This window comes from Streptomyces sp. CNT360, from assembly GCF_000424785.1.
Map to the genome: position 1 here is coordinate 1 of NZ_AUKO01000004.1, position 14,335 is coordinate 14,335.

Below are 14,335 nucleotides of genomic sequence, written 5' to 3' on the forward strand. Positions count from 1 at the left end.
CACGTGTTACTCACCCGTTCGCCACTAATCCACCCCGAAGGGCTTCATCGTTCGACTTGCATGTGTTAAGCACGCCGCCAGCGTTCGTCCTGAGCCAGGATCAAACTCTCCGTGAATGCATCAACCATCCACAGGAAGAGCGGAACCATCCCGGAGGAATAACCCGGAACCGTTCACAGCATCCTCGCTGTTCAAATCAATCAAAGGAACCACAACCAAACCAGCCATCAAGACCGGCAAGGCCGAGGTATCAACATATCTGGCGTTGACTTTTGGCACGCTGTTGAGTTCTCAAGAAACGGACGCTTCCATCGAAACCATCTCACCGGCTTCTCCGGACGTTTGCCCTTTCGGTATTTCCCCAGCCTACCACCGTGGTTTCGGTGACCCGAAATCCGCCCGATCCTTCCCGCGTCGGAACGCGGCTGACCAACTGGACGGATCCAGTGGGGTCTTGGGGGCCTGCCCGGCGCCTCGGCGGTGGGCAGGCGTCAGACGCTACAGGCCTCGGGGGAACAGAGGCAAATCGGTTCTGCTGGGCCCCTCGGGCGGCCCCGCGGTCACACCGCAGTCCTCGCAGACGATCCGCTGCGAACGCACTGCGAGCGGGTCGAAACAGCAGGTAGCGGCGCGCCTGTGCACTCGGACGGAATCACTTGTTCCCATGACTTACGCTTCTCAGCGGCGCCGTCCTGGACAGGTAGCGACGGCGGCTGATCGAAAACTCCGCCCCTTGGAGGCCTCCCATGACCACCGTGTCGTCCCCGTTGACCGGACGGGCCATCGGTTTGGCTGCTGTTCCGGACCCGGTGTTCTCCGGGGCGATGGTGGGCCCCGGCACCGCCGTCGATCCCGTGCGGGAGCCCACCGAGGCGGTGGCGCCCGTCGACGGTGTGGTCGTCTCGCTGCACCCGCACGCGTTCGTGGTCGTGGACGCGGAGGGGCACGGGGTGCTGACGCACCTGGGCATCGACACCGTGCAGCTCAACGGCGAGGGCTTCGAACTGCTCGCCGCCAAGGGGGACACCGTCACCCGGGGCCAGCCGATGGTGCGCTGGAACCCTACGGCCGTGGAGGAGAAGGGGAAGTCTCCCATCTCACCGGTGATCGCGCTGGAAGCCACCGCCGAGGCGCTCGGTGAGCTGGTGGAGGACGGCGACGTGGAGCGGGGACAGACGCTCTTCGGCTGGAGCTGACTGCACGGGCCCGGCCCTCTCTCCCGACGACGTCCAGGCCGGCACCGTGCCGCGGCGTCCCGGGGCACCGGGGATGCTCCCTGTACCGGGCGCGCGTTCCCGAAGCGTGCTTCGTGCGCGTGTGCGGGCCGGGCAGGAGTACGACCGCGGTGGTCTGGTGCCGCCGCTGACCGGAGACGGGTGAGATGGACACAACGCTTCGAGGCGTGGGTGTGAGCCACGGCGTGGCGATCGGTGAGGCGCGGCACATGGGCACGGCCGTGCTGGAGCCGCCGGCCCAGCAGATCGCTGCCGAGGACGCGCCGCGTGAACAGCAGCGGGCGCGGCAGGCCGTGGAGGCCGTCGCCGCGGATCTGGTCGCGCGGGGCAACCTCGCGGGCGGAGAGGCGCAGGCCGTGCTGGAGGCACAGGCCATGATGGCGCAGGACCCGGAGCTGCTGGCCGATGTCGAGCGCCGTATCGCCGTGGGCAGCACGGCTGAGCGCGCGGTGTACGACGCGTTCGCCGCGTACCGGGCGCTGCTGGCGCAGGCGGGTGACTACCTGGCCGGGCGGGTGGCGGACCTGGACGACGTGCGCAACCGGATCGTCGCCCGGCTGCTGGGGGTGCCGATGCCGGGTGTCCCGGACAGCGACCACCCGTACGTGCTGATCGCGCGGGATCTCGCGCCGGCGGACACCGCCTTGCTGGACCCGGCCCTGGTGCTGGGTTTCGTCACCGAGGAGGGTGGCCCGACCAGCCACAGCGCCATTCTGGCGCGGGCGCTGGGGGTACCGGCCGTGGTGGCGTTGCCGGGCGCGTGCGAGCTGGCCGAGGGCACCGTGATCGCGGTGGACGGCAGCACCGGCGAGGTGGGGGTGAACCCCACCGGGGCGGAGCGGGAGACCCTGTCGCGGGACGCCGAGGAGCGCAAGGCGGCGGTGGAGGCGGCCAAGGGGCCGGGAGCCACCTCGGACGGGCACAAGGTGCCGCTGCTGGCGAACGTGGGCGGTCCCGCCGATGTGCCGGCCGCCCTGGAGGCGGGTGCGGAGGGCGTGGGCCTGTTCCGTACGGAGTTCCTGTTCCTGGACGAGAGCGGGCGCGCTCCGTCTCAGGAGAAGCAGGCGGCAGCGTACCGGCAGGTGCTGGAGGCGTTCCCGGAGGGCCGTGTCGTGGTGCGGGTCCTGGACGCGGGGGCCGACAAGCCGCTGGACTTCCTGACGCCTGCCGACGAGCCGAACCCGGCCCTGGGCGTGCGGGGTCTGCGGACGCTGCTGGACCACCCGGAGGTGCTGCAGGGGCAGCTTCGGGCGCTGGCCACGGCTGCCGAGGGGCTGCCGGTCTACCTGGAGGTCATGGCGCCGATGGTGGCGGACCGGGCGGATGCCCGGGCGTTCGCCGAGGCGTGCCGTGCGGCGGGGCTGAGCGCGAAGTTCGGGGCGATGGTGGAGATCCCCTCGGCGGCGTTGCGGGCCCGCTCGGTGTTGCAGGAGGTGGAGTTCCTGTCGCTGGGTACCAACGACCTGGCGCAGTACACCTTCGCCGCCGACCGTCAGGTGGGTGCCGTCTCGCGGTTGCAGGACCCGTGGCAGCCGGCGCTGCTGGACCTGGTGGCGGCCGCGGCCCAGGCGGCAGGTGCGGAGGGCAAGAGCTGCGGCGTCTGCGGTGAGGCGGCCTCCGATCCGCTGCTGGCCTGTGTGCTGACGGGGCTGGGGGTGACGAGCCTGTCGATGGGCTCCTCCGCGATCCCGTTCGTCCGTGCGCAGCTGGCTCAGCACACGCTGGCGCAGTGCGAGCGGGCGGCAGCGGCGGCGCGGGCGGCGGAGAGCGGCCCGGAGGCGCGCGCAGCGGCGCAGGCGGTGCTGTCCGGGGAGTGAGTCCGCGCGGCCTGGTCGCGGGCCGGAGTACGAGACGGAGGGCCGTCCCGCCGGGCGCGGGGCGGCCCTCCGTCATGTTCGGGGTGAGGGTGATGGGCCGGGCGGATCAGGCGCGTTCGTGGGCGAGGCTGGTGTAGAAGTCCAGCAGCGCGGGATTGTCGACGGAGCCCGGGTTGACGGCCTTCTGCATGGCGGTGCCCTGGAGGAGGCGCTTGACGGGGACCTCCAGGCGCTTGCCGGTAAGGGTGTGGGGGACGGCGGGGATCTCGATGATCTCGTCGGGGACGTGGCGGGGCGAGAGGTTCGTCCGGAGGGTCTGCTTGACGCGGTCGCGCAGCGCGTCGTCGAGGACGGCGCCTTCGGCGAGGTGGACGAAGAGGGGCATCCAGTAGCCGCCGTCGGGCTGTTCGACGCCGATGACGAGGGACTCGTGGATCTCGGGGAGGCGCTCGACGGCTTCGTAGATGTCGGCGGATCCCATGCGCACGCCCTGGCGGTTGAGCGTGGAGTCGGAGCGGCCGTGGATGACGACGGTGTTCCTGCTGGTCAGGGTGGTCCAGTCGCCGTGGCGCCAGACGCCGGGGTACATGTCGAAGTAGCTGTCGTGGTAGCGGGAGCCGTCGGGGTCGTTCCAGAAGCGGACCGGCATCGAGGGCATCGGCTGGGTGACGACGAGCTCGCCGACCTCGTCCACGAGCGGTTCGCCGTGCGGGTCCCAGGCCGCCAGGTCCACCGCGAGGGAGGGTGCTTGGAGCTCCCCCGTGTAGACGGGGAGGGTGGGGGCGGCGCCGGCGAAGCAGCTGCACACGTCGGTGCCGCCGCTGACGGAGGCGATCCACATGTCGGGCGAGACCTCGTCGTGGATCCAGCGGAAGCCGTCGGGCGGCAGCGGGGAGCCGGTGGTGGCCACGCACTTGACGCGGGAGAGGTCGAAGTCGCGACCGGGGTGGACGTCGGCTTTGCGGCAGGCCATGACATAGGCGGCCGAGGTGCCGTAGACGGTGGTGCCGGTGCGTTCGACCACGCGCCACTGTGCGGCGGTGTCGGGGTAGCCGGGGCTGCCGTCGTAGGTGACGACGGTGGCGCCGGTCAGCAGTCCGGAGACCAGCAGGTTCCACATCATCCAGCCGGTGGAGGTGAACCAGAAGAAGCGGTCGCCCGGCCCCATGTCGTTGTGCAGGGTGAGCTGCTTGAGGTGTTCGAGCAGGATGCCGCCCTGGGACTGGACGATGGCCTTGGGCAGGCCGGTGGTGCCGGAGGAGTAGAGGACCCACAGCGGGTGCTCGAAGGGGACCTGCTCGTACTCGGGGCCGGTCCGTCCGGTGGTCAGGTCCGCCCAGTCGAGGGCGCCCTCGGGCGCGGGGGTGCCGAGCAGCGGGACGTGGACGACGGCGCGCAGGGTGGGCAGCTCCGCGCGGAGCTCGGCGACGGTCCGGCTGCGGTCGTGTTCCTTGCCCCCGTACCGGTAGCCGTCGACGGTGAACAGGACGACGGGTTCGACCTGCTGGAAGCGGTCGAGCACGCTGCGGGCACCGAAGTCGGGGGCACAGGAGGTCCACACGCCGCCGACGGCCGCGGTGGCCAGGAAGGCGATGGCGGCCTGCGGGACGTTGGGGAGGTAGCCGCTGACGCGGTCGCCGGGGCGGACACCGATCCGGCGCAGTTCGCCGGCGAGGGAGGCGACCTGGTCGCGCAGTTCCCGCCAGCTGACGGCGGCGGGTTCCTGTCGTTCGTCGACGTGCAGCAGGGCGGGCTCGTCGGCGCGGGCGGGGTCGTCGGCCGGGCGCAGCGCGTGCTCGGCGTAGTTGAGGGTGGCTCCGGGGAACCACCGGGCGCCGGGCATGGTGGCGTCGGCCAGCACGGTCTCGTACGGGGTGGTGAAGCGGACGCCGGACCAGTCGGCGAACGCGGCCCAGAAGGTCGCCAGGTGCGCGGTGGACCAGCGGTGGAGGGCGGCGTACGAGGCGACGGGATCGGCCGGGTCGGGGGCCGGTGCGCCGTGGTGGCGGGCCGCCCAGTCCTGGAAGCGGGTGAGGCGTGCCGTGGGGAAGCCGCCGGGGTCGGGCCGCCAGAGCGCCTCCGCGGAGGGGTGCGAGGTACTGCTGTCGCTGTGCGCTGCGGTCATGCCGGGCTCCCTGACGTCCTGTACGCGTCGTCGCGTCCTTCGGCCGGGACGATGCCATGTGATCATCCGTTGTGCCAGGGCGGGAATCACACACCGCACGCGTACGGGGTGTGCGGAACCCATGGTGACCAGCGGGTGAACGGCCAGGGAACGGCGCTGACGGGGGCGGCCGTCGATGGCAGGCTGAGCAGCATGGACGCGCGTGACCTGGTGCGGTCGGTGACGGTGGGCGGTACGGGCCAGGGGGTGGGGGCGTGGCGCGCGGCGTGGCGGAGACGGCGCGCCGACGCGGCGGAGTTGCCGCAGCAGCGCGGGGAGCGGGCGCGGACACCGGGTGAGGCGGTGGGTGCGCAGCCGGATCCCGGGGGCGGGGTGGTGCGGTTCGCGCGGTCGGTGCTGCGGGTGCGGGTGACGGTGACGGGTGCGCTGTTCGTCGGCTGGGACGGCGCGGAGCCCGAGCCGTCGTACGCGGTGTCCGGGGTGTGTCCGCAGGCGGACGAGCGGGCCCGGTTGGAGGCGGACAAGGGCGGTGGCTGGCGGGTGGTCTCCGAGCGGATGCTGGTGACGGTTTCCCGGCGGGGGGCCGTGGAGGTGCGGACGCCGGGCGGTGCGCTGTTGCGCCGTGACCACCCGCCCTGCTGGTGGGCGGCGTCGCCGCTGCCGGGCACGGACAGGGTGGGTATCACCTCGGCGGCACCGACGGAGGGCGGGGACGGCGGTGGGGAGCGCGGGGAGGCGGCGTTCGCCGGTCCGCGGTGGCTGCAACGGTCGGAGCTGCCGGCCGACGTCCGGTTCTTCGGGCTGGGGGGCAGGGTGGCGGGGCCGCGGCTTCGGCAGGGGGCCTTCCGGTTGTGGAACACCGCCCCCGATCCCGCGGGCCGCAGGCGGGACCCGCTGTCGGTCACCATGCCGGTTCTGGTCGGCGTCGGGGACGCGGGAACGCTTCTCGTCTTCCACGACAACTCGTGGGACGGCTGGGTGCACATACGGGAGGGGGCGGAAGGGCGCGGGTCGGGGCACGACCGTCCGGCGCGGTGCGAGGTGCGGATGGCGGGCGGGCCGCTGCGGTACTGGGTCCTGGCCGGTGCTCCCTCCCGGGTGCTGCACGGGTGGGCCGCGCTGACGGGTGCGCCTGCTGTGCCTCCGCGGTGGGCGCTGGGCCACCAGCACGCGCGAGGCGGCCCCGTCGACGCACAGCACGTGCACCGGGTCGCGGAGACCTTCGAAGCGCACGGGCTGCCGCTGAGCGCCCTTCATCTGGAGGGCAGCCACGAGCCGGAGGGACGCGTCCGCGCGCTGCATCGTCGTGCCGGCGCGCCCGGGAGCGACGGGGTGCGGCTGGTCGCGGCGCTGGCGCCCGCCGTGCCGGTGGAGCCGGGAGAGGGGGTGTTCGAGGGCGGGCGCGCCGCGGACGTGTTCGTCCGGGAGGCCGGGGGCCGTACGGCTGTCGGCCGTACCACGGTGGGCGGCGGGCCGCCCGGCGACGCGGCCTTCCCCGACTTCACCGACCGGCGCGTCCGCAAGTGGTGGGGCGCCCGGTATGCGGAGCGGGTGGAGCAGGGGTTCGACGGGGTGTGGCACACCAGGGACGAGCCGCTCTCGCTGTGCGCGGTGGGAGACCGTACGCTGCCCCGCTCGGCGCGGCATGCTCTGGAGGGGCGGGGCGGTGACCACCGCGAGGCACACAACGTCTACGCGCTCGCCATGGCCAGGGCCGGTTGTGCGGGGCTGCTGGAAGTGTGGCCCGCGCGGCGCCCGTTCCTGGTCTCCCGTTCGGGCTGGGCAGGGATGCAGCGGTACGGCGGTGCCGCGACGGGTGGCCAGGGAGCCGGCTGGGAGGGGCTGCGGGGGGCGCTGTCGCTGGTACTGGGCCTGGGGCTGTGCGGGGTGCCGTACGCGGGCCCGGACGTGGGCGGTGCCCTCGTGCGAACTCCCTCGGGGCGCTTGCGGGAGCGCTTTTCTCCGGCGCGCTTCTCCCCGGAGCTGTATGTGCGCGGGATCCAACTGGGTGCGTATCTGCCGTTGTTCCGGACGCGGAGCACGGCCACGCGGGTGGAGGGCGGCAGCGCGGGCGTCCCGTGGGAGTGCGGCGTCGAGGTGCTGGGGCAGGTGCGGGCGGTGCTGGCCGGGCGTGAGCGGCTGGTGCCGTACCTGGTGACGCTGGCTCAGCTCGCGCACCGTACGGGCGCGCCGTACGTGCGGCCGCTGTGGTGGCAGCACCCGCGGGACCGGCGGCTGCGGGACTGCGAGGACGCGTTCCTGCTGGGGGACGCGCTGTTGGTGGCGCCGGTGCTGGAGCCGGGGGTACGGGCGCGTACGGTGCGGCTGCCTGCGGGCCGCTGGTACGACACCGCCACGGGCCGCCCCCACGACGGTCCGGCGACCGTGCGGCTGGCGGCGCCGCTGGAGCGGGTGCCGGTGCTCGCCCGCGCCGGTTGCGCCGTCCCGGTACGGGGACCGGGCGGGCAGACGGAGTTGGAGGTGTGGCCGCCCGCCCCCGGGCGCACCGGCGGCGGCCTGTACATCCCCGATCCCGGCGAGGGCTGGGGGCGCCCGGACGGCGAACGGTTCACCGTCCGGACCGCCGGGGACGGCACCGTCTCGGTCGAACGGGAGGGAGGCGGCGGGGCGGGGTACCGGGTGCGGGTGCGCCGGCCCTGGGGCGCGGCCCCGCCCGGCGGTACGGCGCCGCGGGGGTAGGGCCCTGTGTTTCCCCGCGGGTCCCATTCCCTCCCTCTCACGCCTTCCGGCCGACGCCGCCCCAGACCGCGACGTTGGGCGGCTCGCCGAACGGCAGTGCCTCGGGGCGCCAGTGGGGGCAGGAGACGAGGCCGGGCTCCAGCACCTCCAGCCCGTCGAAGAACCGCATCATCTCCTCCGGGCTGCGGGGGGTGTAGGGCACGGCGCCGCTGTCGGTGTTGAAGCGGCGGATGGCCTCGACGTAGTCCGGGTCGGTGCTGCTGCCGTCGTTGAAACCGAGGTAGCTGCCGGGTGCCAGCGCCGCCATGAGTTCGGCGACCACCGCACGCGCCCGGTCGTAGTCGTCGACCAGGCCGAGGATGCCCATGAGCATCAGCCCGACGGGCCGGTCCAGGTCGAGCGTGGCCGACGCGGCGCGCAGGATCTCTTCCGGGTCGCGCACGTCGGCGTGGAGGTAGCTGGTCCGGCCCTGCGGGGTGCTGGTGAGCAGGGCCTGGGCGTGGGCGAGGACGAGCGGGTCGTTGTCGACATAGACGATGCGGCACTCCGGGGCGACCCGCTGGGCGATCTCGTGCGTGTTGTCGACCGTGGGCAGACCGGTGCCGATGTCGAGGAACTGCCGGATGCCGGCCTCGCCCGCGAGATGGCGGACGACGCGTCCGGTGAACGCCCGGGAGTGCCGGGTGATGCCCACCATGCCGGGGAAGATGTCGCTGATCTTGTCGCCGGCGGCCCGGTCGACGGCGTAGTGGTCCTTGCCGCCGAGGAGGTAGTTCCAGATCCGCGCGGAGTGCGGAACGGTCGTGTCGATGCGGGTCGAGGGCTCCTGTGAGCGCTCCGTCATGGCCGGCTCCCCTGCTCGGGCCTCGCTTGTTCGTTCGGATGACGCCTCAACGTACCCGCGTGCTGCGTCGTCCGCGACGAAACCGGCCGAGTTCGGCAGCGTCGGCGCGCTCCGGGCACCTTCCCGGGGCAGCGGGAGCCGGCGGGAAGGTGCCCGCGACGGTGCGGCGGCTCAGGGGACTCAGTGGTGCCGAGTCAGGGAACCGCGGGCGACGGGGAAGTCGAAGTAGGTGTCGGGGAACGTCTCCGGCTCGTGGGTGAAGTGCCACCACTCCTCGGGCAGGTTGGTGAAGCCCTGCCGCTCCAGGGTGGTCTTGAGGAGCTGCCGGTTGGCTCGCTGCTTGCCGGTGACGCGGGGGTCGTCGGTGTGGGCGAGGGTGTCGAAGCAGTCGAAGCCGGTGCCGGCGTCGACGGAGTTGTCCGGGAACCGCTCGTCCTTCGGGCCGAAACAGGGGTGCAACGGCTCGCCCGGCACGTAGGGGCGGGTGGGCTTCGCGGGCAGCTTCGCCACGGTGAGGTCCACGGTGCTGCCGCGGCTGTGCCCGGACTTCTCGGCGATGTAGCCGTCCTCGAACAGCTTGTTCTTCTCCACCCGGGGGTAGAACTCGGGCTTCATCTTCTGGTCGTCCAGATCCTTGGCCCACCGTACGAAGTGGTCGACGGCGCGCTGCGGGCGGTAGCAGTCGTAGACCTTGAGCGTGTAGCCCCGCCGCAGGAGGGAGCGCTGAGCCCTGGCGAGCGCGGTGGCGGTGTCCTTGGTGACGATGCACATGGGTGCGCGGTAGCCGTCGATCGGCTCTCCGACGAAGTTGTGCGGGGTGTGGTACCGGATCTCCTGGCGGATGGTGGGCGCCACGTCGTGGAGGGCGACGAACTCCTCGGGTGCCTTCGGTCCGCCGCCGTGACCGTGGCCCGGGCCGTGCCCCGGTCGGTGGTCCGGGGCCGGGGCTGCGGCGGCAGGGGCCTGGACGGCGGCGACGGTCAGGAGTGTGGCCGCGGCGGCCAGCAGGGGAACGTGGCGTGCGGTACGGATGCGTCTCATGTTCCTCTGATCTACCAGGGAACCGGGAAATGCGGAACGGTGGCTCGGGACCACCCCCGTCGGTCCCGTGCCACCGTCCTTGTTGAGTGTGGACGTGCACCCCCCGGGGCCGGTTCGCGGGATCCGGGAGACGTACGGGGGCGTGAGTATCTGGTGACGTGCCCGTGACAGTCGCAACGATCACGTCGCACGCCGGGCCGCCGATCGGTGGGGTCGTGGCGCTGCGCCCGGCGGGGCTTCGGCGTGCTGCCCGGTCAGACCGCATCCTGGTCACGACGTCCGAACGCACCGATCGCTACCGAGGGGTCGTCACCATGACGGACAAGTACGTCGCAGCCATCGATCAGGGCACCACCTCCAGCCGCTGCATCGTGTTCGACCAGCGGGGCGGGATCGTCGCCGTCGACCAGCAGGAGCACCGGCAGATCTTCCCCCGGCCCGGCTGGGTGGAGCACGACGCCGCCGAGCTCTGGACGCGGGTCCGGTCGGTGGTGGCCGGGGCGCTGGAGCGGGCGGGGCTGACTGCTCAGCAGTTGAGCGCCATCGGCATCACCAACCAGCGTGAGACGACCGTGCTGTGGGACCGGGCGACGGGCGAGCCGGTGCATCACGCCATCGTGTGGCAGGACACCCGCACCTCCGCACTGTGCGCGCAGCTGGGCGGCGACGAGGGCCAGGACCGGTTCCGTGACCGTACGGGCCTGCCGCTGGCCAGCTACTTCGCCGGCCCGAAGGTGGCCTGGCTGCTGGACAACGTGCCGGGGCTGCGGCAGCGCGCCGAGGCCGGACAGATCGCGTTCGGCACCGTCGACTCGTGGCTGATCTGGAACCTGACCGGCGGGACCGAGGGGGGCCGGCACGTCACGGACGTCACCAACGCCTCCCGCACGATGCTGATGAACCTGCGGACGCTGGAGTGGGACCAGTCGGTGCTGGACGCGATGAATGTGCCGGCTGCCGTACTGCCCGAGATCCGCTCGTCCTCGGAGGTGTACGGCACGGCGGTGGGACAGCTCGCGGGCGTTCCGGTGGCCTCGGCCCTCGGCGACCAGCAGGCGGCGGTGTTCGGACAGACGTGCTACAGGGTGGGTGAGGCGAAGAACACCTACGGCACCGGCTCCTTCCTGCTGGTCAACACCGGCAACCGGCCCGTGGACAGCCGCAACGGCCTGCTGACGACCATGGGCTACCAACTGGGCGGCGAGGCGCCCGTCTACTGCCTGGAGGGCTCCATCGCCATCACCGGCGCCCTGGTGCAGTGGTTCCGCGACCAGCTCGGCATCATCGACGAAGCGGCCGACATCGAGCCGCTGGCCGCGAGCGTGGCGGACAACGGCGGCGCCTACATCGTGCCCGCCTTCTCCGGTCTGTTCGCCCCCTACTGGCGCTCGGACGCGCGCGGCGTGGTGACCGGACTGACCCGGTACGTGACCAAGGCGCACCTGGCGCGGGCCGTGCTGGAGGCGACGAGCTGGCAGACACGCGAGGTCGTCGACGCCATGTACCAGGACAGCGGGGTGGAGATCACCTCGCTGAAGGTGGACGGCGGCATGACGGTCAACAGCCTGCTGATGCAGCATCAGGCCGACGTGCTCGGCGTGCCCGTGATCCGCCCGGTGATCGCGGAGACCACCTGCCTGGGCGCCGCCTACGCCGCGGGGCTCGCCACGGGTGTCTGGTCCGACCTGGACGAGCTGCGCTCCCACTGGCGCCGCGACGCCGAGTGGACGCCCGCCATGAGCGAGGAGGACCGGGAGAGGGAGTACGCGAACTGGCACAAGGCGGTCGAGCGGAGCTTCGGCTGGGAACAGTCCGCCGAAGGCTAGGTGCAGGCCGGACGTCGGTGACAGCGTTCCGGACCTGTGGAGCTGGCGGGCGTCCGCCAGCTCCACCGTGCGGGCGGTGGTGGTCGTAGTGGATGTTGCGGACCGCGGTCGCGACTGCTCACTCGTGCTCGCTGGTGCGACATGGCTGATGGGTCGACGGTGGCAGCGCCCGAGCAGTCGGCGGCGGCCCTCTGGGGGACAGCGGAGCACTGCTCCGCACGCGCTTATTCTTCTGCCTTGCCGCCAACACCATGCAGCGCTGAGGCGCTTCGCATGCGCCAGCAGCTACCCAAGGCCGCCAGCGCGCATATCGCTGCCAAGCCAACCGTTGCTGGGCCGAAACCGGCCAGTGAGGTGGAGGGGCCGCTGAGTGCTGGGCCGAGAAGGAGCCCGCAGGCATAGGCGAGGTTGAACAGTGCAAAGGCTGCACCGAGAGCGGGCGGGCCGGCTTGCGACCCGAGCGTGCTCATGGCGGGAGTAATCGCGCCCAGGACCGCTCCGGCTCCGATACCGAGCATCGCCATCGCTGCGGTAAGGGCAACGAGGCTGTGCGCCAGTCCGACTCCGGCCATTCCTGCGGCACCGACACTCGATCCGATGGCCACGAGAGCCGCGGTGGGCAGTCGGTGAGTAAGAGAGCCGACTACCGGCGTGACCATCGCAGAGGCGAGGACAGCTGACCCGTAGACCAGTCCTGCCTGTGTCGCGGTGTAGCCCAGATCGTGAAGGTGGCGGGGCAGCACGGGTTCGGTGATGGCGAGCAGGCCGGCGCCGATCGCCACCACCGCGCAGACGCTCGCCGCGCCGGGGACGCGCCAGACGCCCTTGATGGTTCCAGGATCATCATCTGCCGTGGTGACAGGGCCGACGAGAGCGATGCGCAACAAGCCGTCGAGGACTGCGAACGCCGCCCCCACCAGGAAGGGGACGTGACGTCCGAAGAGATCAGCCAGCCAGCCACCGAGCGGGGGGCCGATGAGGACACCGATACCGACAGCCGACAGCACCAGACCTAGATTGCGGGCTCGCTGCTGGAAAGGGGTGACCGCAGCGACCAAGGCGAGCCCAGCCACCCACGAACACGCTGCTGCCGCGCCTTGGGCAGCACGGGCGAACAGCAGGGCGGGGAACGGTTCAACAAGTGCGAAGACGACTGTGGCAGTCGCCAATCCGATCATGCCGACAAGCAACGGGGTTCGTGGTCCGCGACGGTCGACCCACCGTCCCGCCAAAGGCGTCACGCCGACCAGCGCCGCAGCGTAGACAGCGAACAGAATGCCCGTTGCGGTGTCGCCACCGGTCGCGACGGCAGGGAACTTCGGCAAGACCGGTACTGCGATGCCGTAGATGAGCATGTCGGTGCTCAAAGCGACGAAAGCCACCAGGAGAGCGGCACGAGGGGTGGTGGTCCGCGATGGTCGCGGGTGGATGCGTGGCAAAGGAGCCTCCCAGACAGATGACCGGGGATGCCAGCCGCGTGCGCACAAGCACGGACTGATCACCAGTCAGCACGGAAGACGCCTCCACCTACCACCATGGCGTCCTGAACATTCAGTTGTCGAGCGGAAGTCAGCACGTACCCGAGAGGGCGGTCACGCCAAGTCCGTGACCTGTCGACAACCTCCTGCCCCGCAACGGCTGGGCCCAGGGCCAGGGGGGCCGGGAACGCGTCGGCCGCTCAGGCGTCGGCCGGGCTGCGCGCGGCGTGCTGGGCGGCCGTGTGCATGGCGTGCTCCACCACCGAGACCAGAACGTCGCGTGCGGAGTCCCGCTGCCGGGCGTCGCACAGCATCACCGGCACCGTGCCGTCCAGGTCCAGGGCCTCGCGAACGGTCTCCGCCGGGTACCGCTCCGCCTCGTCGAAGCAGTTGACGGCGACGGTGAACGGTATGGAGCGGCGTTCGAAGTAGTCGATGGCCGCGAAGCTGTCCTCCAGGCGCCGGGTGTCGGCGAGCACCACGGCACCCAGCGCGCCGGTGGCCAGCTCGTCCCACAGGAACCAGAAACGGTCCTGGCCGGGGGTGCCGAACAGGTACAGCACCAGCTCGTCGTGGATGGTGATGCGGCCGAAGTCCATGGCCACGGTCGTCGTGGTCTTGGCCTCCACCCCCTGGAGGTCGTCCAGTCCGCGGCCGGCCTCGGTCAGCGTCTCCTCGGTACGGAGCGGCTTGATCTCGCTGACCGCTCCCACCAGTGTCGTCTTGCCGACCCCGAAGCCGCCGGCCACCAGGATCTTGAGCGTGACCGGCTCGGCCGGGGCCCTCTTGCCGCCCCGCTTAGAGCGCCCGAAGACCATTGATCACCTCTCTGAGGATGCTCTCGTCCGGCAGTTCGGCCGGAGGGACGGGTCGGGTGACGCGTACCAGGTCGGCTTCCAGCAGGTCGCCGATCAGGACGCGGACGACTCCGACGGGCAGATCGGTCTCGGCCGCCAGTTCCGCCACCGACAGGGCGGAGCGGCGGCAGCGCAGGACGATGTCGAGATGCTCGGGCGCCAGCGAATGGTCCGTCTGGAGCTCGTCCGCGGTGGGCGGCGCGGTGTCCGGGTCGTCGCCCGGGGCGCCCCCGTCGGGGCCGTCGGCAAGGACGAGGGCGATGAGGTCGAGCTGCGCCGGGTCGACGCTGCTGCGGGTGCGGCCCCTCGTCATCGCGTACGGCCGCACCACGGGTCCTGCCGCGTCGTCGAACCAGTGGTCCGTCATTGCCGGCCCCGTCCCCTCATTCCCTCGTCCCGTCTCCCCCGTCGT

General features: G+C 71.8%; 10 protein-coding genes and 1 rRNA gene. 4 read left to right on the forward strand and 7 right to left on the reverse strand.

Annotated elements, in window-relative coordinates:
• Window positions 1-116 (reverse strand): 16S ribosomal RNA (locus H297_RS0110225); the annotation flags it as partial.
• A 630-nt stretch (window positions 117-746) separates the two neighbouring features.
• Here H297_RS0110225 and H297_RS0110230 point away from each other — a divergent pair.
• Together H297_RS0110230 and ptsP are read left to right on the forward strand one after the other, a co-directional pair.
• Complete coding sequence (locus tag H297_RS0110230; RefSeq protein ID WP_027736964.1) at window positions 747-1,196, forward strand: PTS glucose transporter subunit IIA; 450 nt, start codon at window positions 747-749, stop codon at window positions 1,194-1,196.
• Window positions 1,197-1,381: 185 nt separating this feature from the next.
• Entirely contained in the window at window positions 1,382-3,052 is a 1,671-nt protein-coding gene (gene ptsP, locus H297_RS0110235; RefSeq protein ID WP_027736965.1) for a phosphoenolpyruvate--protein phosphotransferase, read from the forward strand.
• A gap of 106 nt (window positions 3,053-3,158) precedes the next feature.
• On the opposite strand, the gene H297_RS0110240 is transcribed toward ptsP, so the two are convergent.
• Entirely contained in the window at window positions 3,159-5,177 is a 2,019-nt protein-coding gene (locus tag H297_RS0110240; protein WP_027736966.1) for an acetoacetate--CoA ligase, read from the reverse strand.
• 192 nt (window positions 5,178-5,369) lie between these two features.
• Between H297_RS0110240 and H297_RS35650 the strand changes: the two genes are divergently transcribed.
• Window positions 5,370-7,877: a glycoside hydrolase family 31 protein gene (locus H297_RS35650; RefSeq protein ID WP_037793805.1), complete on the forward strand. Its 2,508-nt coding sequence runs from the start codon at window positions 5,370-5,372 to the stop codon at window positions 7,875-7,877.
• A gap of 37 nt (window positions 7,878-7,914) precedes the next feature.
• Here H297_RS35650 and H297_RS0110250 read toward each other — a convergent pair whose 3' ends face one another.
• Together H297_RS0110250 and H297_RS0110255 are read right to left on the reverse strand one after the other, a co-directional pair.
• Complete coding sequence (locus H297_RS0110250) at window positions 7,915-8,721, reverse strand: SAM-dependent methyltransferase (RefSeq protein ID WP_027736967.1); 807 nt, start codon at window positions 8,719-8,721, stop codon at window positions 7,915-7,917.
• 180 nt (window positions 8,722-8,901) lie between these two features.
• Window positions 8,902-9,762: a M15 family metallopeptidase gene (locus H297_RS0110255; RefSeq protein WP_051351730.1), complete on the reverse strand. Its 861-nt coding sequence runs from the start codon at window positions 9,760-9,762 to the stop codon at window positions 8,902-8,904.
• Window positions 9,763-10,076: 314 nt separating this feature from the next.
• On the opposite strand from H297_RS0110255, the gene glpK reads away from it, so the two are divergent.
• Window positions 10,077-11,588, forward strand: a complete 1,512-nt coding sequence (gene glpK, locus H297_RS0110260) for a glycerol kinase GlpK (protein ID WP_027736969.1) — start codon at window positions 10,077-10,079, stop codon at window positions 11,586-11,588.
• 224 nt (window positions 11,589-11,812) lie between these two features.
• On the opposite strand, the gene H297_RS41480 is transcribed toward glpK, so the two are convergent.
• The 3 genes from H297_RS41480 to H297_RS0110275 all read right to left on the reverse strand — a co-directional run bounded on the left by H297_RS41480 (window position 11,813) and on the right by H297_RS0110275 (window position 14,290).
• Window positions 11,813-12,970 (reverse strand): MFS transporter, encoded by a 1,158-nt coding sequence (locus tag H297_RS41480; protein ID WP_078513903.1) that lies wholly within the window; start codon window positions 12,968-12,970, stop codon window positions 11,813-11,815.
• A gap of 296 nt (window positions 12,971-13,266) precedes the next feature.
• A complete protein-coding gene (locus tag H297_RS0110270) occupies window positions 13,267-13,884 on the reverse strand; it encodes an ATP/GTP-binding protein (protein WP_027736971.1) in 618 nt (205 codons plus the stop codon).
• Window positions 13,865-14,290 carry a DUF742 domain-containing protein gene (locus tag H297_RS0110275; protein WP_027736972.1) on the reverse strand — a complete coding sequence of 142 codons (426 nt, stop codon included), beginning with the start codon at window positions 14,288-14,290 and terminating at the stop codon, window positions 13,865-13,867. The genes H297_RS0110270 and H297_RS0110275 overlap by 20 nt, the downstream gene beginning before the upstream one ends.
• Window positions 14,291-14,335: the final 45 nt, after the last annotated feature.